24 protein-coding genes are annotated in these 23,147 nt (G+C 68.8%); 12 read left to right on the forward strand and 12 right to left on the reverse strand.

Translation table 11 applies throughout. The annotated features are described in order from the left end of the window. The first annotated feature begins 127 nt into the window (after window positions 1-127). The 8 genes from ACWGI2_RS31485 to ACWGI2_RS31520 all read left to right on the forward strand — a co-directional run bounded on the left by ACWGI2_RS31485 (window position 128) and on the right by ACWGI2_RS31520 (window position 6,521). The gene (locus ACWGI2_RS31485; RefSeq protein ID WP_453699041.1) at window positions 128-316 is read left to right on the forward strand and encodes a hypothetical protein; all 189 of its coding nucleotides are present in this window, start codon (window positions 128-130) and stop codon (window positions 314-316) included. Between the two features lie 49 nt (window positions 317-365). Beyond that, window positions 366-1,172 carry a DUF899 family protein gene (locus ACWGI2_RS31490; protein ID WP_453699042.1) on the forward strand — a complete coding sequence of 269 codons (807 nt, stop codon included), beginning with the start codon at window positions 366-368 and terminating at the stop codon, window positions 1,170-1,172. 352 nt (window positions 1,173-1,524) lie between these two features. After that, window positions 1,525-1,908 carry a VOC family protein gene (locus ACWGI2_RS31495; protein WP_453699044.1) on the forward strand — a complete coding sequence of 128 codons (384 nt, stop codon included), beginning with the start codon at window positions 1,525-1,527 and terminating at the stop codon, window positions 1,906-1,908. A 105-nt stretch (window positions 1,909-2,013) separates the two neighbouring features. After that, window positions 2,014-2,580, forward strand: coding sequence for a hypothetical protein (locus tag ACWGI2_RS31500; protein WP_453699045.1), 567 nt, complete (start codon window positions 2,014-2,016; stop codon window positions 2,578-2,580). A gap of 68 nt (window positions 2,581-2,648) precedes the next feature. After that, window positions 2,649-3,650: an ArsR/SmtB family transcription factor gene (locus ACWGI2_RS31505; RefSeq protein WP_453699046.1), complete on the forward strand. Its 1,002-nt coding sequence runs from the start codon at window positions 2,649-2,651 to the stop codon at window positions 3,648-3,650. Between the two features lie 208 nt (window positions 3,651-3,858). Next, entirely contained in the window at window positions 3,859-4,308 is a 450-nt protein-coding gene (locus tag ACWGI2_RS31510) for a hypothetical protein (protein WP_453699047.1), read from the forward strand. A gap of 644 nt (window positions 4,309-4,952) precedes the next feature. Next, window positions 4,953-5,573 (forward strand): hypothetical protein, encoded by a 621-nt coding sequence (locus ACWGI2_RS31515; protein ID WP_453699048.1) that lies wholly within the window; start codon window positions 4,953-4,955, stop codon window positions 5,571-5,573. Window positions 5,574-5,804: 231 nt separating this feature from the next. Then, entirely contained in the window at window positions 5,805-6,521 is a 717-nt protein-coding gene (locus ACWGI2_RS31520) for a methyltransferase domain-containing protein (RefSeq protein WP_453699049.1), read from the forward strand. A 78-nt stretch (window positions 6,522-6,599) separates the two neighbouring features. Here the strand turns inward: ACWGI2_RS31520 and ACWGI2_RS31525 are convergent, their stop codons facing one another. The 3 genes from ACWGI2_RS31525 to ACWGI2_RS31535 all read right to left on the reverse strand — a co-directional run bounded on the left by ACWGI2_RS31525 (window position 6,600) and on the right by ACWGI2_RS31535 (window position 8,699). Then, window positions 6,600-7,376, reverse strand: coding sequence for an SDR family NAD(P)-dependent oxidoreductase (locus ACWGI2_RS31525; protein WP_453699050.1), 777 nt, complete (start codon window positions 7,374-7,376; stop codon window positions 6,600-6,602). Between the two features lie 170 nt (window positions 7,377-7,546). Continuing rightward, window positions 7,547-8,305, reverse strand: a complete 759-nt coding sequence (locus ACWGI2_RS31530) for an SDR family NAD(P)-dependent oxidoreductase (protein WP_453400345.1) — start codon at window positions 8,303-8,305, stop codon at window positions 7,547-7,549. A gap of 118 nt (window positions 8,306-8,423) precedes the next feature. Further along, on the reverse strand, window positions 8,424-8,699 hold the full coding sequence (locus ACWGI2_RS31535) for an Atu4866 domain-containing protein (RefSeq protein WP_453699052.1): 276 nt from the start codon (window positions 8,697-8,699) through the stop codon (window positions 8,424-8,426). Window positions 8,700-8,838: 139 nt separating this feature from the next. Between ACWGI2_RS31535 and ACWGI2_RS31540 the strand changes: the two genes are divergently transcribed. Further along, window positions 8,839-9,687, forward strand: a complete 849-nt coding sequence (locus ACWGI2_RS31540; RefSeq protein ID WP_453699053.1) for a helix-turn-helix transcriptional regulator — start codon at window positions 8,839-8,841, stop codon at window positions 9,685-9,687. A gap of 12 nt (window positions 9,688-9,699) precedes the next feature. Here ACWGI2_RS31540 and ACWGI2_RS31545 read toward each other — a convergent pair whose 3' ends face one another. From ACWGI2_RS31545 to ACWGI2_RS31570, 6 genes are all read right to left on the reverse strand, one after another. Beyond that, window positions 9,700-12,402 carry a fumarate reductase/succinate dehydrogenase flavoprotein subunit gene (locus ACWGI2_RS31545; RefSeq protein WP_453699054.1) on the reverse strand — a complete coding sequence of 901 codons (2,703 nt, stop codon included), beginning with the start codon at window positions 12,400-12,402 and terminating at the stop codon, window positions 9,700-9,702. A 59-nt stretch (window positions 12,403-12,461) separates the two neighbouring features. Beyond that, window positions 12,462-13,250 (reverse strand): ABC transporter ATP-binding protein, encoded by a 789-nt coding sequence (locus ACWGI2_RS31550; protein WP_453699056.1) that lies wholly within the window; start codon window positions 13,248-13,250, stop codon window positions 12,462-12,464. Then, complete coding sequence (locus ACWGI2_RS31555) at window positions 13,247-14,215, reverse strand: ABC transporter permease (RefSeq protein WP_453699057.1); 969 nt, start codon at window positions 14,213-14,215, stop codon at window positions 13,247-13,249. The genes ACWGI2_RS31550 and ACWGI2_RS31555 overlap by 4 nt, the downstream gene beginning before the upstream one ends. After that, window positions 14,212-15,579 carry an ABC transporter substrate-binding protein gene (locus ACWGI2_RS31560; RefSeq protein ID WP_453699058.1) on the reverse strand — a complete coding sequence of 456 codons (1,368 nt, stop codon included), beginning with the start codon at window positions 15,577-15,579 and terminating at the stop codon, window positions 14,212-14,214. The genes ACWGI2_RS31555 and ACWGI2_RS31560 overlap by 4 nt, the downstream gene beginning before the upstream one ends. Before the next feature lie 98 nt (window positions 15,580-15,677). Continuing rightward, window positions 15,678-15,905, reverse strand: a complete 228-nt coding sequence (locus ACWGI2_RS31565; RefSeq protein ID WP_453699060.1) for a 4Fe-4S dicluster domain-containing protein — start codon at window positions 15,903-15,905, stop codon at window positions 15,678-15,680. Between the two features lie 111 nt (window positions 15,906-16,016). Further along, complete coding sequence (locus ACWGI2_RS31570) at window positions 16,017-16,787, reverse strand: GntR family transcriptional regulator (RefSeq protein ID WP_453699061.1); 771 nt, start codon at window positions 16,785-16,787, stop codon at window positions 16,017-16,019. Between the two features lie 436 nt (window positions 16,788-17,223). On the opposite strand from ACWGI2_RS31570, the gene ACWGI2_RS31575 reads away from it, so the two are divergent. Further along, complete coding sequence (locus ACWGI2_RS31575; protein ID WP_453699063.1) at window positions 17,224-17,766, forward strand: DUF1707 SHOCT-like domain-containing protein; 543 nt, start codon at window positions 17,224-17,226, stop codon at window positions 17,764-17,766. Between the two features lie 197 nt (window positions 17,767-17,963). Here ACWGI2_RS31575 and ACWGI2_RS31580 read toward each other — a convergent pair whose 3' ends face one another. From ACWGI2_RS31580 to ACWGI2_RS31590, 3 genes are all read right to left on the reverse strand, one after another. Beyond that, complete coding sequence (locus ACWGI2_RS31580; protein ID WP_453699064.1) at window positions 17,964-18,671, reverse strand: helix-turn-helix transcriptional regulator; 708 nt, start codon at window positions 18,669-18,671, stop codon at window positions 17,964-17,966. A gap of 25 nt (window positions 18,672-18,696) precedes the next feature. Beyond that, window positions 18,697-19,854, reverse strand: coding sequence for a threonine synthase (locus ACWGI2_RS31585; RefSeq protein WP_453699065.1), 1,158 nt, complete (start codon window positions 19,852-19,854; stop codon window positions 18,697-18,699). A 171-nt stretch (window positions 19,855-20,025) separates the two neighbouring features. Beyond that, the gene (locus ACWGI2_RS31590) at window positions 20,026-20,463 is read right to left on the reverse strand and encodes a VOC family protein (protein WP_453699067.1); all 438 of its coding nucleotides are present in this window, start codon (window positions 20,461-20,463) and stop codon (window positions 20,026-20,028) included. A gap of 98 nt (window positions 20,464-20,561) precedes the next feature. On the opposite strand from ACWGI2_RS31590, the gene ACWGI2_RS31595 reads away from it, so the two are divergent. Both ACWGI2_RS31595 and ACWGI2_RS31600 read left to right on the forward strand, forming a co-directional pair. Continuing rightward, entirely contained in the window at window positions 20,562-21,143 is a 582-nt protein-coding gene (locus ACWGI2_RS31595) for a TetR/AcrR family transcriptional regulator (protein WP_453699444.1), read from the forward strand. A gap of 274 nt (window positions 21,144-21,417) precedes the next feature. Continuing rightward, the gene (locus ACWGI2_RS31600) at window positions 21,418-23,079 is read left to right on the forward strand and encodes a hypothetical protein (protein WP_453699069.1); all 1,662 of its coding nucleotides are present in this window, start codon (window positions 21,418-21,420) and stop codon (window positions 23,077-23,079) included. Window positions 23,080-23,147: the final 68 nt, after the last annotated feature.

The raw sequence follows: 23,147 nt of genomic DNA on the forward strand, positions 1-23,147 counted from the left end.
CGGGCCGGTCTGCCTTGCCTGACCGCTGGGAACGGCGGCAGCCACCAGGCCGCAAACTCGTGGATGGCCGCCGTCTCACCCGCCGGTGGGTCCTCGCCGCCACCCTCGGCCTGCTCGGCGAGTCGACGTGGTGTTCGACGCGATCGGCGACGAGATGCTGGAACACTCCACCAAGCTGATCCGCCCTGGCGGCACCCCGGTCACCATCGCCGAGCCGGTCACTGGGCCGGGCGCCGGCAGATACCGGCACCCAGTAGGAGTCCAGCATCCACGCCAGGATCTGACCGCCAGCGAGGCACCCGCCTTCTGCGGGTAGTGAAAGGAAGCTTCAGCCAGCGCCACCGGAACAAGGGGAGAAACCAGCCATGAAGGACGAACCAACAATCCTCGGCGAGCCGCCGGTCGTCGACCGGGCCACCTTCCTGGCCGAACTCGACCATCTGCGCACCCGGGAGAAGGCACACACCCGGGAAGGCGACGCGATCGCCGCGGCCCGTCGGCGGCTGCCCATGGTCGAGGTCGACCCGGACCTTGAGTTGATCGGGCCAAACGGGCCGCTCACCCTGCGCGACGCGTTCGAAGGCCGCCGACAGCTCATCGCCTACTACTTCATGTGGTGGCCCGCCCGGCCCGCGCCCGAGCAGTGCGAAGGCTGCACGTTGTTCCTCAGCCAGGCCACCGAGCTGTCCTACCTGCACTCCCGTGACATCACCTACGCGGTCTTCAGCCAGGGCCGCAACGTCACGTTCGGCCCCGCCGACCCACAGGTGTCCTACGAAGAGAGTCTCCGCTACCGCGACTTCATGGGCTGGACCATGCCGTGGTACTCGGCGCAGCCCTCCCTAGACGCCCTCCTTGTCGGTCGTGAGATCGGGTTGTTCCACCTCGTGTGCTACCTCCGGCACGGCGACCGTGTCTTCGAGACCTACTGGACCAACCGCCGCGGCGTGGAGGCGATGGACTACAGCTACGCGCTCATGGACTTCGCCGTCTACGGGCGCCAGGAGCCTTGGGAGGACTCACCCCCGGGCTGGCCGCAACACTGCTCCATGAGGAGCGACAGCGGCCCACCCACATGGGCACCAGTGTCGGATGAGCCAGGCGGACGTCCCATTGCCCAGTGGCCGCGACTGGACGCCGGACACTCCGATGACCTTGCCGGTGGGTCCTGATCGTCAGTGGCAAGAGCGGATCGCACCGCCCGTCGGCAGGCTCGCCGCAGCCCTTCAATGTGCACCGGCCAGAGGTAGCGGAGGACATCGATCCGGCGGATCTCGCTCAGCGCGCTTAGTGAACGGAGGCCCCGCCACACTCGGCCGCGAGGAAGGCCCGGTGCTGCCCGAACCCCGAACCCGTGAACCTTCCGGCGGCGGCACCGACGGCCAAACACCTCCCGGCCCGCTGTCGAAGTGCTGTCCCCTCTCACGGTGGGCTGGTGTTGTTACCTTCCCTCGTCGGCATTCGTCATGGGTGTGACGGCCGGATACGAACGGTTGTCGTACCGACGAGTGAATCGAGAGATGGATGCTGAGCAACATCATGTACGTGACGGTCTACGTGACCGATCAGGACCGTGCGCTGGAGTTCTACGCCGGGGGACTCGGCCTGGAAAAGCAGCTCGACTTCCCGGGACCCGACGGACGTTTCCTCACCGTCGGCGTGCCCGGCAGCCCGGTACAGATCATCCTGTGGTCGCACGCGCCGGCCGCGGGGCAGCCGGGCGGCACGGGCGCGCCCGGTCCGCTGATCCTCGAATCCGAGGACTTGCGAAAGGATTTCGAGACCATGCGCCGGCGCGGCGTCACCTTCGAGGAGCCCGAACCCGTGGACTACCCGTTCGGGGTCCGCATCGAGGCGGTGGACCCGGACGGCAACCGGATCTCGCTCCGCCAGCAGCGCAAACCCTGACCGCCACCCACCCCTCCGGCCTCGTGACCAAGGCGTACGAAGCCCAGCAACCGGCTGCGCGCCATCGCCTACCGCGCGCTGGGCTCGCACGCCCATGCCGATGACGTGGTCCAGGAAACCTGGATGCGCCTCGCCCGCCAGGGCGAGGCGACCATCGGCAAAGTGGCTGGGTGGCTGACCACCGTGGTCGGCCGCATCAGCCTGGACCTCCTGAGATCACGCCGAGCCCACCCCGAAACCGCCTACGAGCACGAGTTCACGAACCTCGTGGTGACGTCCGTCGATGACCCCGCGCCGGACGAGCAGGTGGCGCTGGCCGATTCAGTCGGCCTCGCCCCGCTCGTCGACCTGCCGGTGCGCAGCAGTGAACTCACCGCGCTGCTGGGCCGCTGGAGTACGTGGAGGTTGTCTCAGGGCCGTTCGGTCCGGGAGCGGCCGCCGGACATCTGGCCCAGGATCTGCAGGCCCGCCGCGACGGAAGCTGCGAATCCGCGTACCGGCACGGGCAGCGATGGCGTATGCGGCTTCCTGGCCGACGTCCAACGTCAGCAAGTTGGCGAAGGGCGGGTCACGGCGGGTAGCGCCGACGGGCTGCGCCGCCTGACTTGTCCGCCCGGTGCTCTGTCCGGTCTGGCCCGGCGACGAAGCAGCCGACTCCTGAACTCCCCATGAGACAGGCCAGGTTGGGGCATGCTGGGGGTGCGCTCACGCGCTCCACTTCGATGGCAAGGGGCCTGCCGGTGTTACGCATTCACTTCACGGCCGAAGACCTCACCCGAACCCGGGTGGCCGCAACGATCGGCGTCGCGGCGGAGGTCTACTACAGCCTGGAGCTGCTGAGGGAGAACCGGGAACTTCCTCACCTCCGCTCGTGGCGGTCGGCTGTCGCGGGACGGATGGGAGCGGACACGCGGCCCCTGACGTCCCTGGTCCCGGTACGCGGTCCCGGGCTTGATCTACTGGCCCTGATGGGTGACGCGCCCTCGATGGACCACGCCGTGGACAACCTGCTGCACGCTCCGGTGTCCCGGCTGCGACGCGAGCTCGAGGGTCTCGACTTCCACCCCGGACATCTTCCGTGGGCCAGACAAGTGTCCGAGGGCGACCGCAACGCGCGGCAGCAGCTCGCCGAGGCCGTGCGCGCCTGCCATCGGCTGACCGTGGAGCCCTACTGGCACCGAGGGCGGTCCGAACTCGTCGCGCTGACCACCCGTTGCGCGAACCTGATGCTGGAGGGAGGCATCGATCTGCTGCTGCGTTCGGTCTGCGCGCCGCTGGTCCGCTGGCGTCCACCGGTGCTCGAAGCTCCCTACCCGCGCCGAGTTGAGGTGCGTCTCCAGGGACGGGGACTGATCATTACGCCCACCGTCTTCTCGAAGCACCCGGTGAGCTTTCTGTGGGACCCGCTCGATCCCGCCCAGCCTCCCCGACTGACCGTGCCGGCTCTGCGCCGGTCTCTGACCGGTAGCGAACCGGCTGAAGCCGACGGCTCCGCCGTGCGGAACCTGGAGTCTTTGCTCGGCCGCACACGAGCCGCCGCCCTGCATGTGACAGCGGAAGGCTGCACGACGAGCGAACTGGCCCGCCGCCTCAACGTCACGGCCGCAGCGGCCAGTCAGCACGCGAGAGTGCTGCGAAACACCGACCTCATCACCACCAGCCGCCGAGGCGGGTCCGTACTGCACTTCATCACCCCCCTCGGGCTGGCCCTGCTGCGCACCGGTGCCCTGACAGAACCATGAGATCCAAGGGGGCCGTGGCATCAGAGGATCGGGCGCGGCGCCGCCCTGCCCGGACGCCACCGGGAACTGGCACTGGTGCCAGCTGCGCCATGCGCCGCGCCTGCAACCCGGGCCCCCCTTTTAAGCCGTGGCTTAAGAGGTAGGCCACAGGCGGCCGACCCGCCCAGGATGTGAAGCCGCAACCGGCTCACCCCAACCTGGAGATCGCATGAGGACTCATCTCGCCGCCGCCCTCGGCTCCGCCGTGCTCACCGCGGGCACCTTGCTGGGCGCTCCCGCCGCCGGCGCACAGACCGCGGCTGACGCACCGACCGCCGCCAGCCTGCCCACCCCTTTCCACGTCCCGGTCGGGAACACATGGACCGATGGCACGGTCACCTGGTACAACCGATCGGTCGAGGTGGAGGGGACGCACAAGTCGGTGAGCACGGCCGGTGAGGCATACTGCCGGCGCACCTGGGCGTACACCTACGACACCCACCACAACAAGATCGGCTCAGCCGGCTCCGACTCTTCCGACACGGCGTGCGGCAACACCAAGAGCTACCGCTTCACCGTGCCGGCCGATGTCGTCGGCGGAGCCGCATACGTACGCGTCTGCCTCGACGACGGCAATCTCAAAGACCTGCTCTGCACTCGCCCCCTCCAGCGGCGCTGACCAACCGCCTCGCAACTGCCCGGCAACCGCGCCCGGGGAGGCCGACGCGGCCGACGCCTGGGCGAGGTGAACCTGCCAACCGCAAAACCCCTCCCCTCCCCCCTCTTGTCCAGCAGGTGGGGTTGGAGGTAGGCCACCGTGCCATCGGCCCGGCGCCGCGGTGAGCTTTGAACAGGACCCGAACCGGAGCCCTTTCAACAGGGGCCCGAAGAGTCCGAACAAAAGCCGAGAGGGGACCAGGCCGCGACCAGGCCGTGCGGGACCTGCCCGGTGACACCGGCAAGACCGGGCAGGTCCCCGCTGTAGCCGGGCAGGTCCCCGCTGTGGCCGACACCCTTGCCGGCATCCGAGCCGCCGCCCACCCCGACGCCGCGCGGCAGAACTCGGCGGATATCCCGCACTCTTCACCGTCCTGGCCAGCGCTTCGGTACTCGCGTACGCCTTGGCTCCTGGATCCCGCAGCCACCGCGGCAGCCCTCTGCAACCGCACGTGCCCGAGCCGAGATCGACGGCCGCTCGCGGCGAGACCGGCACCGGAGGCCGACCTCGCATCCGGAGGCCGACGTCGCAACTCCCCACCCTGGCCGCCGGAATGCCGTATTCATACTGAAATACGGGCGCGCGTAGGCCATGCTGGTCCAGCTATGTCGGCATTCCGCACTCTCGATCGCCACCGCTCGGCCCAGCTCCCTCCCGCGAGGGGCGCTGCTGTCCGTGCGATCACCCTTGCCCTGACCGGTACCGCACTCGCTGCAGGACTGCACCACGCGACGACGGATTCCACCGTCTCCTGGCCCGCCCTGCTCACCGCGGCAGCGGTCCTCGCCGCATGCGCCTACCCGGCAATGCGCTGCGAGGCATCCCGCGCAAGCGCCCTCGCCGTCACCGCCGTGCAAGCACTTCTGCCCGGCTGGCTGGAGCTGACCGGCACGGGTGTCCCCGCAGCCCGGCTGGACGAGCACCTGCGGCTCCCGGCCGCCTGGCACCACGAACCCCTGGCCATGGCCGCGTTGCACCTCATCGCCGGTCTCGCCCTGGTCCGCCTCTTCCGCAGCACGGCCAATTTGCCCGCGCTCCTGGCGTACGCAGCAGCCGGAACCGCCCGCCGCTGGTGGACGCACCTGCAGTACGTCATCAGCCCCGTACTGCACCGCACGGACAAGCCCCTGCCGAAACCTCAACGGGCGCCCAGACCGACCGCCGCGCTGCCGCGGCCCCATGCGCTCGTGATCCTGCTGCACCGCGCGCAGCCCTGCGCCCCGTAGGTCCCGGGCACTCCGCCACACCACGCCATCACGCACGCCTGTGACGTCGGCGGGCTCACACCGATACCGAAGTGTGCTGTGTCTGTGCCGACCCAACCCGTCGATGACGTCTGGTTCATCGACTCATTCCGACTCATTCCATTCATTGCGGTTCGCCCGATGCGGGCAGCAGGGAGGGGAACATCAGTGTTGCAATCGGGGGTCAAGTTGAAATCGGGTGTCAAGCGGCTCATGGGGCGCGCTGGATTCGACATCGTGCGCAGCACCAACAACCGGGGCGGCGTGGACGACTTCATCCCGTTCGAGGCAGCGATGCGGGCTGCGCGGTCAGCCGGCCTGTCCGTCGGTGACTACATCGACGAGGTAATGAACGGGACGCCTGGCGCCACCCAGTCCACCATCGATGAACTACGCGCTCACGGCGTCTTCGCCGCCAACCCGGACACCGTGCTGGAGATCGGCCCCGGGTCCGGACGGTACCTGGAGAAGACGCTGAAGGAGTGCTCACCAGGCCGCTACGAGATCTACGAGACGGCAGCACCCTGGGCCAACTACCTGGTGGACACCTACGACGTGATCGCCCAGCCGACCGCAGGATGCAGCCTCACCCCGACACCCGACGCCAGCATCGACCTCGTTCAGGCCCACAAGGTCTTCAACACCCTGACCTTCCTCGCCACCTCCCGCTACTTCTTCGAGATGGCCCGTGTCACGCGCCCCGGGGGTCGGATCGTCTTCGACGTGATGACAGAGACCTGCCTGGACCCGGCCACGGTGCGCGCCTGGGCGACGCAGGGCGGTGAGGGGCACGACTCCTATCCAGCCGCCATGCCTCACCAGACCTGCGTGGACCTCTTCGCGACGCTGGGCTGCAGCCTGGAAGCCAGCTTCCTGGCTCCCATGGGCGTCGCCTCCACTGAGGTGCTCGTCTTCAGAAAGGGGGCTTGACCCTCATGCATGCTCATGGCGTTACCGCTAGCAGGCCTGCGGGCCGTGGTCGCCGGATGAGTGCTGCCTGATGCATCGTTAGATCGCGGTGAAACCGCCGTCAGCGGCGACCACGGATCCCGTGACGAAACTGGAGCGGGGCGAGACGAGGAAGCACAGGACCTCGGCGATCTCCTCAGGCTGCGCCACACGTCCCAGTGGCTGCGCGGCGGCGAAGGACTTCAGGTAGGCGCGGCTGTCGGGGCGGATCGTGTCGAGGAAGTCCGTCTCGATGACGCCCGCGGCCACGAGGTTGGCGCGGATGCCCAGCGGGCCGCCCTCGACGGCGAGCACCTTGGTCAGTTGGGCCAGGGCGCCCTTCGACGCACTGTAGGCGACACCCTCGGGCAGGGCGACGGTGGAGGCGTACGAGCCGGTGCTCACGATGGCGCCGCCTGCACGCCTCTTCATGGCCCGGAATGCCTCGCGGGCCATGAAGAAGGAGCCGCGGGCGTTGACCCCCATCACGGTGTCCCAGTCCTCGGCCGTGGTTTCGGTGACGGGCTTGTTCTGGGTGCGCCCGGCGTTGTTCACGAGGATGTCAAGGCCGCCGAAGGTGTCCAGGGCCCTTGCCACCGCGCGGTGGGCGGTCTCCTCCTGGGTGATGTCACCGTGCGTCGTGACGACGCCGGGAAACTCCTCCGCCAGGTTCGTGACGTCGGGGCGGAGGTCGAGGGCGACGACCTGGGCGCCGCGGGCGTGGAGGAGCGCCACGGTCTCCCGGCCCACTCCTCGCGCGGCTCCAGTGACGAGGGCGATCTTCCCAGCGAACTCGGTGGATTCGGATGTTGCGGCGGTTGCGGTTGCAGGTGTCATGGTGCGGTCCCTGGAGAAGGTGATGGAGAAAGTGAGTGTGAGTGCGGGCGCCGGTGCGGGACACCTGAGGTGCTGTGCAGTGGTGTGGCGCGGTGACCGTGTGGGCCGGGTGAGCCGCGCCGTTGACGCATCCACGGCAGGCCCACGTGTACGTCGTACGGCTGGGTTGTTCAGTGCGCGGTGAGCCCGCCGTCGACCACCAGCTCCGAGCCGGTGACGAACGAGGAGTCGTCGCAAGCGAGGAACAGGATCGCGGGGGCGATTTCGTCGGCGCGGCCGGCTCGGCGCATGGGGGTGCGTTGGATGTCCGGCTGCTGGTCGCCTTGGTCGTCCAGGAGGTCCTGGATCATCGGCGTGGCGATCACCCCGGGATGCACCGAGTTGATCCGTACTCCCTGCCGGGCGTACTCGACCGCGGCGGTCTTGCTCAGCAGGCGCACGGCCCCCTTGGACGCCTGGTAGGCCGCAGCCGCACCGCTTCCCACCAGGCCGAGCACTGACGACGTATTGATCACCGAGGCGTTGCCGCTCGCACGCAGGAGCGGCATCGCCGCCTTCATGCCGAGCCAGGTGCCTTTCTGGTTCACGTCAATGACGCGGTCCCACGCCTCTTCCCGTGTGTCCTCGATACCTGGCCAGTCCAGGATGCCGGCGATGTTCACGAGAACGTCCAGCGTTCCGAACCGGTCGCGTACGACGGTGATCACTTCGTCCCACTCCCGCGCGGAGGAGACATCGAGGCGTGCAGCGACGACCTCCGCACCGCGTGCCTCGATCCGGTGGGACAGCTCCCGCAGGGGGCCTTCGGCGACATCGGTGATCACCAGCCGGGCGCCTTCGTTGGCGAAGAGCTCGGCGGTCGCTGTGCCGAGGCCGCCAGTCGCGCCTGTGATCAGCGCGACCTTGCCGTCAAGTCGTTGTCCTGTCATGGATGTGGTCCTTGATTCTGGTTGATGTTGACTGACTGTGGTTTCGGGATTTCCTGGTCCGCCCCGCCGACGGCGGAGTCGCCCCCCGGTACCAGGGCAGTCACGAGCCCGGCCTTCTCTACGACTGCTTCTGCTCCCGGTAGAGCACGAGGTGCTCGTGATGGAGCACTCCCTCCCGGATGTCGCCCGTGGCGGTAAAGCCGGTGTCGTCGACGTAGTCCAGGTGGCTGCCGGTCACCGTGTACCGGCCGGTGTACGCGCCGGCCCGCTCGCCGCGGGCTTCGTCGTACCGGCCGTCCGGCAGCAGCTCCTGCCGGATGTGACCATCCGCGGTCACCCACACCCCGACCACGTCGGCCTGGTCGCCCTGGTCGCCCTCAACGGTCCCGGTCATGGCGGACTCCTCTCCTCAAACGGTGCGGTCCTCCCCGCTCCACCGAGTCTGGGCAGGTCAGCGGCCATCAACCAGGACGCCTGCTGCCTGGACGTGCCACACCCAGGCAGCACAGCGGGCCGCCGCCTAGCCTGAACACATGGACGACAACCACCTGGGAGACTTCCTGCGCGCACGCCGCGCCGACCTGCGGCCGCAGGACGTCGGCATGGCGAGTTACGGGCCCCGCAGAGTTGCCGGACTGCGCCGTGAAGAGGTCGCCGTCCTGGCCGGAGTCAACGCCGACTACTACACCCGCCTGGAACAAGGCCGCGAGCGCAACCCCTCACCCCAGGTGATCGACGCACTCAGCCGCGCACTGCACCTCGACACAGAGGCCCGCGCGCACTTGTACCGGCTGGCCGGGGCCACGCCGAACGACCGGCCCTTCGCCCATGCCACCGAGCAGGTGAGCCCAGCGCTGCGACAGCTGATGGACGGCTACCCGAACACTCCAGCGTTCGTCATGAACCGGACCCTGGACCTCCTCGCCGCCAACGCCATGGCCGATGCCCTCTACGCCCCGTTCGATCCGGCGGACAACTTGGCTCGCATGACCTTCCTCGACCCCGCAGGCCGCACCTTCTACACGGACTGGGACCGGGCAGCGCAGGCCACCGTCGCCAACCTTCGCGAGGCAACCGGATTCGACCCGGACAACCCGCGGCTGCGCGAACTCGTCCGCACCCTCACCGAGGACGACGCGGACTTCAACCGTCTCTGGAACGCCCACACCGTGCGTGGCAAGACCCAGGACGCCAAACAGTTCCTCCACCCGGACGTCGGCCGCCTCACCCTCACATACCAGGCTTTCGACGTACGCGACTCCCCCGGCCAGCAGCTCGTCATCTACCACGCCGAACCAGGCAGCCCCAGTGCCCAGGCCCTCAGTCTGCTCGGTTCCATCCACGCCACCCGCCGCGAGCCCACCCCTCGGTCCCACCGCTGATCAGCCGAGGCCTCAGGCAGGCGCAGCCGCCCGAGCCGCGTAGGCGCGGACGTCCGCGTCCGGGTCAAGGACTGCCGTGGCGAGTGCCGTGCGGGCCTCCCCGTTCGCCGGGTGCTGGAGCAGAGCCAGGACCGCGGCCTTGCGGACGTCGGCGTTGGGGTCGGCGAGTGCCTTGGACAGGGCAGGTACGGCGCGGCGGGGGTCGGCAGCGCCCAGGGCTGTGGCCGCACCTGTGCGTACCTGCCAGGACGGGGCGGCCAGCGCGTCCACCGCCGTGAGGTCGTACGGGGTGGGGCAGCCCACGGAGGCCAGGGTGGCGAAGGCTGCCGCGCGGACCAGGATGTCCGCGTCGTCGAGCAGGGGCGCCAGCGCCTGCGGGGTGTCCAGGGCGCGGGCCACCGTGACGCGGACCTCGCGGGCCGGGTCGGCTACGGCGCGGGCGACGGCGTCGAGGGCGCCGACGGAGACCAGGGCGCGGACCGATGCGATACGGACCTCGATGTCCGGGTCGGTGAGGGCAGGGGCGTAGGCGGCGGCGTCGCCCAGGCGCAGGGCGCGCAGGACGTCCAGTGCTGTCGACCGGACCAGGGCGTCCCCATGGGCGAGGGCGTCGTGCAGCTCCCTGCCCAACTCTGGCTCTGGGGGCAGGACTTCGACCAGTTCACGCAGGGAAGCCGCAGCGGCGTGGCGGACGCCCGGATCCGGGTCCGCGAGTGCCCCGGCCAGCGCCGGGCCCGTACCCGTGGGGACGGTCTCGGTGAGCGCGGCCACGGCCGCGCGGCGTACGGCGGGGTCCGGGTCGGTCAAGAAGGGCCGCAGGAGGGGGAGTTCGGGCTCCTCCTCGGTGAGGGTGAGTAGTTCCAGGATGCGTGGCGAGTGGGTGGAAGCGGTAGTCGTCTCTCGCGACTCCGTGGTGCTCGTTCGGGTGCCCGAGCCGACCGGGGCCAGGTCGCGTTGTCCCGCCGTGGCGACCTGCTCCGGGTGCACCTCGCCCAGATGGTGTGACGCGCCGCCGGTCGGCGTGAATTCCTCGACCGGGATCAGGTACGGCTCGACTGGGCGTGCGGTGAACTCCATTGCTCCGGCGGGGGACTTGCGGAGGTCCAGGTGGTGCAGCCAGCGGTCGTCGTCGCGCTTGGGGTGGTCCGTACGCTCGTGGTAGAGGCCCCAGCGGGATTCCGTCCGGGCCAGGGAGGAACGTGCCGCCATCTCCGCGCAGTCCCGGATGAAGTGCACCTCGGCGCAGCGCATCAGCTCGTGCGGCGTCTGCGCGCCCATCTCGTCGATCTCGCCGCGCATCCGCTCGAAGTGGTCCACGGCCAGCGACAGGCGCGCGCCCGACTTGGGCGGTGCGACGTAGTCGTTCACGAAGCGGCGCAGTTTGTACTCGACCTGCGGTTGCGGAGGACCGTCCGGGTTGCGCAGCGGGCGGTAGATCAGTTCGTGGGCGTCCCTCACCTGGTCGGTCGGCAACTCGCCCTCGTACGCGCGGAATTGAGCGGCGTCCGCGCCCGCCAGGTCGCCGAAGACGAACGCGCCGATCATGTAGTTGTGCGGCACGCAGGCGAGGTCCCCCGCGGCGTACAGACCGGGCACCGTGGTGCGGGCATGGTCGTCCACCCGGACACCCGAAGCCGAGTGACCGCCGCACAGGCCGATCTCGGAGATGTGCATCTCGACGTCGTGGGTGCGGTAATCGTGGCCGCGGTTCGCGTGGAAGGTGCCCCGTGTCGGCCGCTCCGTGGAGTGCAGAATGTTCTCGAGGGCGCTGATCGACTCTTCCGGCAGATGGCTGAGCTTGAGATACACCGGCCCGCGGTCGGAGGCGAGTTCGGCCGCGAACTCCGACATCATCTGGCCCGACCAGTAGTCGGAGTCGACGAAGCGCTCACCGTGCCGGTTGACCTGGTAGCCGCCGAAGGGGTTGGCGACGTAGGCGCAGGCGGGGCCGTTGTAGTCCTTCATCAGCGGGTTGATCTGGAAGCACTCGATGCCGGTGAGCTCGGCACCGGCGTGGTAGGCCATGGAGTAACCGTCGCCCGCGTTGGTGGGGTTCTCGTACGTGCCGTAGAGGTAGCCGCTCGCGGGCAGGCCGAGGCGGCCGCACGGGCCGGTCGCGAGGATCACGGCGCCGGCGCGCACGGTCACGAACTCGCCTGTACGCGTGTTGAATCCGGCCGCGCCGACGGCCCTGCCCTCCGCCGTGAGCACCCGGACCGGCATCACGCGGTTCTCGATGCGAATGCGCTCCCGCATCTCGCGACGCCGCAACTGCCGGTAGAGGACCTTCTTGACGTCCTTGCCCTCGGGCATGGGCAGGACGTACGAGCCGGAGCGGTGCACCTGGCGCACCGCGTACTCGCCGTGCTCGTCCTTCTCGAACTTCACCCCGTACGACTCCAGGCGCTGCACCATCGAGAAGCCGCGGGTCGCGGTCTGGCGGACGGTGGACTGGTCGACGATGCCGTCGTTGGCGCGGGTGATCTCGGCGACGTAGTCGTCGGGTTCGGCGCGGCCGGGGATCACCGCGTTGTTGACGCCGTCCATCCCCATGGCGAGGGCGCCGGAGTGGCGGACGTGCGCCTTCTCCAGGAGGAGGACGCTGCGGCCCTGCTCGGCCGCGGTGAGCGCCGCCATCGTGCCGGCCGTGCCGCCGCCGATGACGAGGACGTCACAGGAGAGCTCCTGGGCGTCGGTGACTGCGGGGATCTGCATGGGAAAAGGGCCTCTCAGGTGCCGAGGAGTCTGGTGCCGAGGAGTCAGGAGCCGAGGAGTCAGGAGCCGAGCGACGTCAGAACGGTGCGGCGCAGCTCGACGGTGGCGGGGTCGCCGTGGGCCCTGCGGTCGCGGGGGCGCGGCACGTCGAGAACGGCGAGGGACCCCGAGGTGCGGCCGCTGCCGAGGAGCGCGACGCGGTCGCCGAGGAAGAGCGCCTCGTCCACGTCATGGGTGACGAAGACGACGGTCGCGCCCGTGCCGCGCAACACCTCGGCCAGGAGCTGCTGCATCCCGGCCCTCGTCTGCGCGTCGAGCGCGCCGAACGGCTCGTCCATGAGGACGGCCCGCGGCTCTCCCGCGAGTGCGCGGGCGAGCTGGACACGCTGCCGCTGGCCGCCCGAGACGCGGTGCGGGAGTTTGGCGCCATGCCCGCCGAGGCCGACACGCTGCAGCCATTCCTCTGCCTGTGCGCGGCGCCCGGAGCGCCTCAACCCCTGGATGGCCAGAGGCAGTTCGACATTGGCCCGCAGAGTGCGCCACGGCAGCAGCGCGTCGTCCTGGAAGATCAGTGCCCGCTCGGCGTGGGGTGCGGTGATGGGGTTCCCGTCCTGGGTGACCTGCCCGCCGAGGGGAGGCAGCAGCCCGGCGAGGGTGCGAAGCAGGGTGGACTTTCCGCATCCGGAAGGGCCGACGACGGTGAGGACCTCGCCGGGCGCGATGTCCAGGTCGAGCCCGTCGAGGACGGCGGCCCCCGCCCGTCCGATCGAAGCGCCGCCCAGGGTGAGCCGGGTTCCTCGGGGCGGGGCGAGGACGGGAGCGAGGGTGGTCTCGGGGGGTGTGCTCACGGGGTCAGGCCTCCTTGCGTCTCCTTGTGTCCTTGCGTCTCCTTGGGCAGGTCGTCCGGGTTTCCTTGCCTCTCCTTGGGCAGGTGGTCCGGCGCATGTACGGAGGCACGCAGCCCCGCATCGTCTCCCGTAGAGATGCGGGGTTCCGGTCGCGGGGTCCTCGGCCGGGACCGGCGCGGCAGCACCGGCGCCTCCATGCGGGACTCCGCCCGTGGCAGCCACCGCGTCACCCTGCGGCCCAGCACCTCCACCGCCGTCGATGTCATCCACCCGAGCGCTCCGATCGTCACCATGCCGACGAAGACGCCGGGGTAGTCGACCACCGTGTAGTCCTGCCAAGTGCGGTAGCCCACCCCGTACTCACCGGAGATCATCTCCGCCGAGATCACACAGATCCACGAGACGCCGATGCCCACGGAGAGCCCGCCGAGGATGCCGGGCAACGCTCCCGGCAGGACCACCGAGCCGAGGACGCGCCACCGGCCGCCGCCCATCGTGAGGACCGCTTCCTCCCAGACCGGGGTCAAGGCGCGCACCGCGTGCCGGGTGGAGACCATGACGGGGAAGAACGCCGCGGCGAAGGTGATGAAGACGATGCCCTGCTCGTTGCTGGGGAAGAGCAGGATCGCCACCGGCACCAAGGCGATCGCCGGTATGGGCCGCAGCACTTCGAGGACGGGACCGAGCAGGTCGGCGGCCAGGCGCGAACGGGCGATCGCCGTGCCGACTGCCACGCCCGCGACCGCGGCGAGGGCGAAGCCGGTCAGGATGCGGCTGAGGCTGTCGGTGAGGTCCTGCCAGTACGCTTCGCTGCCGATGCGCTGCCCGAACTCCCGCGTGACGTCGACGACCGTGGGGAACTGCTCGAAGCGCAGCCACAGTTCGACGTCGAGCGCGGTCAGGAGCTGCCACAGGCCGAGCGCGGCGGCGAGCGACAAGGCGCGCAGGAAATGACGCCCTGTCATGACGCCTGCTTCTGAGACTGGTTGTACTTAAGGGCCTGCTTGTACGAGATGGTGCGCGCGCCCGGATGCGCCTTGGTGTAGGCGGTGGCGGTGGAGGGTGTGACGAAGGGCAGCAACTTCTCGCCGTCCGCCACCCACACCGCCTTGTCGGCGAACCACGGCGTCCCGGTCGTGGCGTCGGGGACGTACGCGGCACGCACCTCGCCCCGGTGCGCGGCTGCTTGGCGCAGCATTTCGGCCGGTTCGGCGAAGGACCGGGTCTTGTTCTCGCCCTTCAGCCACAGCTCACTTCGCGGGGGCTTCGGAGTAGTTGTCAGGGCGCTGGCGTATCCGTCTCCGTACGCCTTCTTCACGTACCGCTCGTCGACGAAGGCGTCGACATCGACATCGCCCACCAGTTTCGCCGACTTCAGGACAGGCACGTCCTTCTTCAACGCGGCCACCAGCGCGGGTTTGATCGTGGTGTCGAAGGTGGCGATGCCGTGCGCGCCGTTGTAGAGGTAGACAACTTCGGGCGGAAGACCGGTGGCCTTCGCCACCGACTCGGCGGCCGCGACCGGTCGCTTGTTGAGATGGTCGGTCGCCTTGGCCTGGGCGCGCAGAAAGTCCTCCAGGACTCCAGGCCGCTTCTTCGCGAAGTCCTCCCGCGCGGTCACCCCGTGGAAGGTAGGCAGGTCCAGTTCCGCGCCGTCGTACAGTGCTCGGGCCCGATCCTGGAAGGCGAGCAGCCCGGGCCACGCCACGAACTGCGAGAGCGCGTCAGCGCTGCCCGCCTGGAGGGCCGAAGCACCCACCGCGGGCTGCTGGTTGAGCTTGCGGATGTCGTTCTCGGGGTCGATGTCCGCCTGCCGCAGCGCCCGTATCAGCGTGCCGTCGGCAGCCGAGCCAACGCTCGTCGAGATCTTCTTGCCGCGCAGATCCTTCAGCGCCGAGAGCTTCGAATCGGTGCCGGTGACAATGGTGTTGAGGCCGCCGCGGAGGTTGTAGCCGGTGACGGAGACGAGCTTCGTCGGCCGGTTCAACTGGGTGCCACGGGCGGCGTTGATCAAGAGGGGGAAGTCGCCCATCGACCCGATGTCGATCTTCCCGGCCGTCATCTGCGCGGTGATCGGGGCGCCGGTGGCGTAGTCCTGCCACTTGACCTTGTAGGTGACGCCCTCGCGCTTGCCGCGCGCGGCGAGTTCGCGCTCGAAGTAGCCGAGCGACCGCAGCAGCGTGCCTGCGGTGACGGTGTTGATGGTCTTGGACTGGTAGCCGATGGTCACGGTGACGGTACCGGAGTCGTCCGCGCTCGCCCCGCCGCAGCCCGCCAGGGGGAAGGCCAGCAGGGCGGCCGAAGCAGCGGCAAGAGCCGTACGTGTCACGGGAGTTATACGTTTCACAGGAGTTATGCGCTCCATGGGAGCTGTGCGTTTCATGGGAGTGGGAGCCTCTCGACCTTCGAAGCCTTCCTTCGCCGCCTTCACCGGAGCAGATAGGGCATGTTGACCGTGACCGCGCCCGTGGGGCAGCGGGCGGCGCACGGCCCGCAGTACCAGCACTCGTCGACGTGCATGAAGGCCTTGCCGCTGTCCGGGTTGATCGCGAGCGAGTCGAGCGGGCACATGTCGACACAGAGCGTGCAGCCGTCGATGCACTTCGACTCGTCGATGGTCACGGGCACGTCGGCACGCTGGGTGGCCAGAGGCATGGCTTTCTCCCGGAGAGAGGTGGAGGGATGAGAAGTCAGAAGAACCGGCGGGCAGGCGGGCCGACGGGTCCAATGGCCCGGAGGGGCCGGAAGGGCCGGAAGGGCCGGTGGTCAGAGCGCGCGGTGGAGCAACCCGCTCATGGCGATGCGGTCACCGCGGAAGCGGATGAACTCCAGGTCCACAGGGCGCCCGTCGGACAGTGAGGTGAGACGTTCGAGCATGAGTACGGCGACGCCGCGCGGGGCCTCGAGAACGGCGGCGGAGTGCACGTCGGCGTTGACGGCCTCCAGGGTGATCTCGGCCGTGCCGAGCCGTTGACCGGTCAGGGTCTCGAGCAGCCGGAACACGTCCGTGTTCTCCAGGTCGCAGCCGATGAGACCGGCGCCGATGTCCATCGGGATATAGGTGAGATCGAGGGAGAGCGGCAGGCCGTTGAGCCGACGCAGCCGCTCGATGTAGAGCACGTCGGCGTGCTCCACGAGGCCTAGCCGCCGCGCCACGGGTGCGGGCGCGGGGACGGGACCGACCGTACGGACTTCGTTGGTGACGTCGCCGTGTTCGTGCAGGGTCTCGGCGAGACCCTGCAGCCGGTCCAGGCCGTGCGAATACTTCTCGGACAACACGACGGTGCCGACTCCGGGCTGCCGTTCCAGCAACCCTTCTGTACGGAGCAGATCCAACGCCTGCCGGACGGTGTTCCGGGAGACGTGGTAATCACTGCCGATCGTGCCCTCCAGCGGCAGGACACCACTGGGAAAGCCCCCTGTGCGCACCTGGTGGCGCAGGAGATCGGCGAGCTGCCGCGCCTGGTCCGCGCGCAGCCGACGCCGTCGTGCGGCGGCGACCGGCACAGTGTGCTCGCGGATACGTTCGGCTGGCATGCGAGGGACCATACCGACGTGGCCGCGGTGATGGTGTTGCCGGAGTATTGCGCCACTCGACGCCGCACACGCACAGCGTCTGACCTGCGCGTTCGCGCGGCCGTCGAAGAGATCTGCCAGGGAGCGGTTCCGGCCCGCGACCCAGCTGGACGGTTCGGCGGGCAGACCGCAAGGTCCTGAATCCCCTTCGACACGCTCGACAGTTCTCCACCGAGAACCTCGCCTGACCGAAGTGCTCCCCGACGCCTTCCTCTCCAAGGTCCGGGAGACAGCGCACGCAGGTCGTTGTCTCAGGAACGGAAGCGGCTCCCGCTGGCATCGCGAAATGACTTCCGCTCGAAGTCATGAAGACGAGCGATCGGCCTCCCCCTCAACTACGCGGCCCGCTAGGGACGTTGGCGTGTGCGCATTGTCGACACGGCACTACAGTGAGACGGTGACCTCTCTGCCGGAAGACCCGCCGTCGCTGATCAGCGAAGACGACCGTGACACGGCCGTGCAGCGCTTGCAGGAGGCGTACGCCGAAGGGCACATCTCGCACGAGGAGATGGACGACGGCCTCCACCAGGCACTCACCGTCAAGACGCGCGGCGAGCTCGTATCGGCCATGGCCTTGCTCCCGGCGGAGAAACCGGCCACCACGTCCACGATCGGAGCTGCCAGCGGATGGATCCGGCGACGCGGCGCGTGGCAGGTACCGCGGATCCTCAAGGTCGAGTCCGCATACGGAAAGGTGAATCTGGACCTGTCGCGGGCGGTCTTCGAGCACCCTGTCGTCGACATCGAGTTGCAACTCCCCTTTGGCAGGGCCAGGATCACCGTGCCCCGTGACGCCGTCGTCGAGTTCGAGGATCTGCGCACCGTATGGAAGGACACGCGCTATAAGCCCCCGCGCAGCTCCTGCCTGGGAGGGCCGAGGATCCGGATCTCCGGCGTCATGGAGTATGGACGGCTGAAGATCCGCCACGCGCGGCATTGAGACCCGATCCGCAAGTTGCGCAGGACCTTCTGCGCCTGGGTCGCGAACGGCGCGCCCCTCTCGGCTGCTACCCGCACGTCGCGGTGCTGTTGGCCAGGCGGATGCTGCTGGAGCCGGTCGTCCATTGGGTCGGAGAGTTGGTCGTGGCCTTACTTCCTCGGTCGCGACAGGGGTGTTCTTGCGGGTGAGCGGGGTGGCTACTTCGTGTAGTTGTAGACAGTCGCCCGGGAGACGCCGAGCTGGTCGGCAATGAGCTGTGCGGAACTCCGGGTCTCGAAGAATCCCTCGCGATGCAGCTGCTGGACCAGTTCGCGCTTCTGATCGCGGTTGAGGCCGCGGGGGGAGCTGGAGCGTTCGGCGGCGAAGGAATCGATGAGCGACCGGAGTTCGCGTCCGGTGCGGTCACGCAGCGTCTCCAGGGCCTCGCCCCGGTGGTCGACGTCCGTGGCGACGAGGTTGGCCAGGGTCAGTGCCAGCGGGGACAGCGTGCTGACGTCCAGGTTCAGGCAGAGGGCCGCGACGTAACGCCCGTCGGCGTTCTTGATGCCGATCGAGGTGCTCTTGGCCGGGCGTCCGTCGGGGAACTGGTTGCTGTAGTTCTGGATGACGCTGGGGTACTCGGGGTCCGCGATGCGGCGCAGCCCCAGCTCGGTGGCGGAGTCGCCGACCTGCCGCCCGGACAGGTTGTTCTCGATGGCGCGGATGGCGCTGTCGGGCCGGCGCAGATCGTGCAGGACGACTTCACACAGGCCCGGGAACATGCGCCCGATGGCAATGGCGATGCGCTCGGCTTCCCGTACGAGGTGTTCGTCCTCCAGTGCGCCGTGCTCGTCCTCCCCTACGGGGTGTTCGTCCTCCCGTACGGGGTGTTCGTCGGTGAGATCGTCTTCGGAGGGGTGTGCCATCGCGCTCTCCTTTCCTCGTACGGTCTCAGTCGGATGCCCCGGCGAACACCGAGGCCATCTTCTCGGCGGACTTCAACCCCGCACCGGTGAGCACGACCACGGTCGTCTCGCCCGGAGCGATGTCCCTCGTCGCGATGAAGTGGTCGAGGGTCGCCGCGGCGACGCTGCTGGTCGGCTCGGCGTACAAGCCTCGCGCGCTCAGTGCGCGGACCGCGGCGCGGATCTTCGCCTCGGGGACGGCGCAGGCGGCGCCGCCGGAGCGGCGAATGGCCTCCACCGCCTCGGGCAGCCGGACCGGGTGGGCGATGGAAGCGCCCTCAGCGATCGTCGGTATTCGCTCGCCACGGCGGGCCGGGGCGATGCCGTTGAACGTGTCGGCGATGGTCGCCCAGTGCTCGGGCTGCCCGACGAACAGGCGCGGGCGCCTGTCGATCTGACCGGCATCGAGCAGCTCGCCGAAGGCGAGGTCGCACCCGATGATGTTGCTGCCCGCCCCGGCCACCAGGACGACGTTGTCGGGCGCGGTGAAGCCGAGCGACTCCCACATCTCGTAGGCGATGGTCTTGGTGCCCTGGATGAACATGGGGTGCCAGTTGTGGCTGGCGTATTGGATCTGCTCAGACTGGCGGATCGCCTCGTCCGAGACCTCCTCGCGGGTGCCGCCCACGAGCTCGATCTCGGCTCCGTAGGCGCGGGCCTGGAGGATCTTGGCCGCCGAAGTGGCGGCGGGAACGATGATCTTGGCGCGGATGCCTGCGGCAGCGGCGTAAGCGGCCACCGCAGAACCGCCGTTGCCCGAACTGTCCTCGAGCACCCGGTCGGCGCCGTGTGCCGCGAGGTGGGACATCATCACCGATACGCCCCGGTCCTTGAAGCTGGAGGTCGGGTTGAACCACTCCAGCTTGAAGTGGACGCGCCGACCGGCCCAGTCGACCGGGACCATCGGCGTACATCCTTCGCCCAGGCTCACCTTGCGGGCGGCCGGGACGGGCAGAGCCGCGCGGTAGCGCCACAGGGACCGTTCGGCGGTGTCGATCTGATCGGGACGCAGACCCGGCAGCGCACTGACGGCGAGGGGGCTGCCGTCCTCGCCCCGCCAGCGGGGGTCGTCCAGGGAGTAGCGCTTTCCCGACCGGTCGTACAGGTACGGAGCAGTGACGGCTGAGTGCTGTTCGGCATTCATGGACGGTTCCGGCTTCTCCTCGCTCGACGTGCTGCCGCTGGGGGGGGCGCGGCCCGGTGGACACCCCGCCACCCCCACATTAGACTACTTTTCTAGCTCTAGACCAAGTATCTAACTTCTCGTTGGCGCGCCTCGGATGCCCCGGGGGACCAGCGGGGAGAAACGGCAGGATCAGGCGCCGGTGTACTGGGCGGCGTACTCCTGACTGGGCGGGACGACGGTGATGACATCGATCAGGACACCGTCAGGGGCGGCGACGATGAAGTGGCGCTGGCCGAACTCCTCCGTACGCAGCGGCAGTAGCTCGTCCAGACCGGCCTTCACCACGAGCCGCTGGTGTTCGGAGTCCACGTCGTCCACCTCGAAGTTCAGCAGCAAGCCTCCCTGGAGCGCGCCCCGGTGGCCATCGGGGACGGTCGGGTGGGCGTGGTCCAGGAGGGCCAGCTCGTACTGCGGGGCGTCGGGGCGGCGCAGACTGACGTACCAGGCCGCCTCGAAGGTCACCTCGAACCCGAAGTGGCGGGTGTAGAAGTCGCGGGAGGCCGCCACGTCTTGGGTGGCGAGCACCGGGTAGAAGCCGCCGAGTTTGGCCGTGGGCACGTTCGTCATGGCAGAAGTCCTTTCACTTCCATTTCGCATACCCTGGGTATGCGAACCGTGGAGTTAGCATACCTCGGGTACGCGAAATGGAAAGGGCGGTGCGCACGATGGCGGTCAACCGGGCGGAGCAGCGGGCGGCCACGCGGCAGGCGCTGCTGGCCGAAGGACGGCGGCAGTTCGCCGCTGACGGGTACCACCACGTGGTGCTGGCGGAGGTGGCGCGGGCAGCCGGGGTCACCAAGGGAGCCGCCTACCACCACTTCGACAGCAAAGCGGGGCTCTTCAGGGCTGTCGTCTCCGAGGTCCAACAGGAACTGGGTGAGCGGGTCGCGGCCGCAGCCGAGCGGCATCAGGATCTCTGGGAGCAACTCCGGGCCGGCTGCCGGGCCTTCCTGGCCGCGGGGACCGACCCGGCGGTGCGGCTGATCCTGCTGGTCGACGCCCCGACCGTACTGGGCTGGGATGAGTGGCGGGCCCTGGACGAAGAGTCATCCGCGCGGCACCTCGAAGAGGCCCTGACAGCGCTCGCCGCAGCCGGGATCATCGACGAACAGCCGGTGGAGCCCCTGGCCCGGCTGCTCTCGGGAGCGATGAACGAGGCCGCGCTCTGGATCGCGCGAGGCGGAGACCCGCAGGCCGGGGAGCAGGCGCTCGACCGACTCCTGGCGGGACTGCGCACTCGGGCCTGACCTCTCGCCCTCTCGCGCAGACACAACGATGAGCTTGATCGGCGGTAGCTGACCGGTAACTGCAGCGCCGAGCGTCGAACACCTGCCACCCCCTCAGCGGGCTGAACTCGGCTGGCCGTGGCCGGATTCGGCCACGCCACCTGGCGTGACGGGAATCGGAAGCCCAGCATGCGGTGATGGGCTGAACACGTCGAGCTGGGCTGTGTCGGTGTCGGTGTCGCAGGGTTGAAGATCCGGGATCGGTTCGCGCCATCGGGAGGTCGAGGCTGTGGAGATGAGTCTGCATCCCTCCGAGGAAACCGTGGGGATCGACGGACGGTACCAGTGGGCGCTGCCGCTGCCTTCAGCGCCTCGGCCTGCGCGGCGGTTGCGCTCGGTCTGGTACTTCGCTCTGCCTTTGACTTCGGCGCACCGCGGGGGCGCTTCCGGCGGCGGTGCCGAAATTGAGGGGGTGGACGGGCAGGAGCGGTACCGCAATGAGGGCTGTGTCTACCCGCATGCGGCCCTTGTGGAGATGATGACGTACCAACATCGCTGCTTTCCCGGCCTCAGCGCACGCTACATCGATATGAGTCACGTCCAGTGGCCCGAAGTTCAAGCCATGATTGCGGCGGATCCGCCGGAGGTCGCCGCGTTCACCGCTTACACGGCCACCGCGCTGTGGGCGTTCATCGTGGCCGCCGAGGTCAAGCGGGTGAACCCGGACGCCGTCGTGGTGTTCGGCAACGACCATGCGGGAATCCTGCACCGGGAAATCCTCACCGGCACCTACGGCAGCCGTATCGTCGACTACATCTGTACCGGCAACAACGGCCCGTTCACCATGATGGGTCTGCTGTATTCCCTGCAAGGACAGTTGGATCTGAGTCGAGTGCCGTCTCTCGCCTACCGCGACAACAGGGGGCAGGTGATAAACCAGAGCGCCTCCAGCTACCCCCTCGACCGCCGCGAGCTGCCCGACTACCGGCTGATCGAGGATCAGCTGGCAACGCATTACGACCAGGCCTTCGAGGTCTGGTACGCCCAGCATTACGAGCTGAAGCGAATGGTCACGATGCCGCTGGACGGTGGCTGCACCTGGGGCAGCAGAGCCAGCCGGCGCTGCAGGCACTGTTCCATCCAGGGACTCACCCCCAAGACCACCAATCCACAGAACATCATCCCTGTGCTGGAGACCGTCGTGGGCCGCCTCGGCGCCAACGTCTACGCGGCCGGCGATTCCACCTTCGGCTTCTCCCGCGAACAATGGTCGGGCGAGATCAGTTACCTCGACGAACTGGCCGAGGCGTGCGCCGGCTCGCCGGTGCTTCGCGGCCGCCGGTTCATGCTCGCCTACGGGCTCGTCTACGAGTTCCTGCAGTCCGCCGAGCTGTGCCAAGGCTTCATCCGCACCTGGAATGTCGGCCTGGAAGCCTTCGACCCCAAGCTGCTGCGCGGCGACTCCAAAGGCATCAACAAGGGACCGGAGCGCGTGACGGAGGCTTTGGACCTGGCACAGCGGCTGGACTACAGGCTCTACATCTCCGGCATCATGGGCCTGCCCGGCACCACACTGAAGATGTTGCGCACCGAGGTCGACCACTGGCTCGCGCTGGCCGAGACGTACCGCGACTGCATCACGACCATCTCCGTCTCCTCCCCCGGCGTGATCCCCGGCTCGCGGATGTACTACGACTCCTACCGATCGGACCCGGCGGTGCGCGCCGCGCACGGTGAGATCATCCCCGCGCGACGGCTGACAGAGCGGTACGTGCACCTGAATACCGAGGTGGAGCTCGCCGACGTGGAGGCAGCCATCGCCGAGGTCGGGCGAGGCGTCATCACCCTCGGCAAGCAAGGAAGCCATATGAAGTTCGGCGGCTACATGCTGGGCGGGAAGGACCATGAGGAGGAACGGGAGCGACGCCTTCTGAACGCCATCTGTGCCGAGCTGTAGGAGCGGCAGTACCGGTCCAGGCGTCGCCGAAAGTCGCCGAGAACGTATCCAGGACTTCACGGTCGGCT

This window comes from Streptomyces sp. NPDC054866, from assembly GCF_053610745.1.

Coding starts and splice junctions, on each gene's coding strand:
- ACWGI2_RS31490 (WP_453699042.1), top strand. CDS start 366: ATGAAGGACGAACCAACAATCCTCGGCGAGCCGCCGGTCGTCGACCGG.
- ACWGI2_RS31495 (WP_453699044.1), top strand. CDS start 1,525: ATGCTGAGCAACATCATGTACGTGACGGTCTACGTGACCGATCAGGAC.
- ACWGI2_RS31510 (WP_453699047.1), top strand. CDS start 3,859: ATGAGGACTCATCTCGCCGCCGCCCTCGGCTCCGCCGTGCTCACCGCG.
- ACWGI2_RS31515 (WP_453699048.1), top strand. CDS start 4,953: ATGTCGGCATTCCGCACTCTCGATCGCCACCGCTCGGCCCAGCTCCCT.
- ACWGI2_RS31520 (WP_453699049.1), top strand. CDS start 5,805: ATGGGGCGCGCTGGATTCGACATCGTGCGCAGCACCAACAACCGGGGC.
- ACWGI2_RS31525 (WP_453699050.1), bottom strand. CDS start 7,376: ATGACACCTGCAACCGCAACCGCCGCAACATCCGAATCCACCGAGTTC.
- ACWGI2_RS31530 (WP_453400345.1), bottom strand. CDS start 8,305: ATGACAGGACAACGACTTGACGGCAAGGTCGCGCTGATCACAGGCGCG.
- ACWGI2_RS31535 (WP_453699052.1), bottom strand. CDS start 8,699: ATGACCGGGACCGTTGAGGGCGACCAGGGCGACCAGGCCGACGTGGTC.
- ACWGI2_RS31540 (WP_453699053.1), top strand. CDS start 8,839: ATGGACGACAACCACCTGGGAGACTTCCTGCGCGCACGCCGCGCCGAC.
- ACWGI2_RS31545 (WP_453699054.1), bottom strand. CDS start 12,402: ATGCAGATCCCCGCAGTCACCGACGCCCAGGAGCTCTCCTGTGACGTC.
- ACWGI2_RS31555 (WP_453699057.1), bottom strand. CDS start 14,215: ATGACAGGGCGTCATTTCCTGCGCGCCTTGTCGCTCGCCGCCGCGCTC.
- ACWGI2_RS31565 (WP_453699060.1), bottom strand. CDS start 15,905: ATGCCTCTGGCCACCCAGCGTGCCGACGTGCCCGTGACCATCGACGAG.
- ACWGI2_RS31570 (WP_453699061.1), bottom strand. CDS start 16,787: ATGCCAGCCGAACGTATCCGCGAGCACACTGTGCCGGTCGCCGCCGCA.
- ACWGI2_RS31580 (WP_453699064.1), bottom strand. CDS start 18,671: ATGGCACACCCCTCCGAAGACGATCTCACCGACGAACACCCCGTACGG.
- ACWGI2_RS31585 (WP_453699065.1), bottom strand. CDS start 19,854: ATGAATGCCGAACAGCACTCAGCCGTCACTGCTCCGTACCTGTACGAC.
- ACWGI2_RS31590 (WP_453699067.1), bottom strand. CDS start 20,463: ATGACGAACGTGCCCACGGCCAAACTCGGCGGCTTCTACCCGGTGCTC.
- ACWGI2_RS31595 (WP_453699444.1), top strand. CDS start 20,562: ATGGCGGTCAACCGGGCGGAGCAGCGGGCGGCCACGCGGCAGGCGCTG.
- ACWGI2_RS31600 (WP_453699069.1), top strand. CDS start 21,418: ATGAGTCTGCATCCCTCCGAGGAAACCGTGGGGATCGACGGACGGTAC.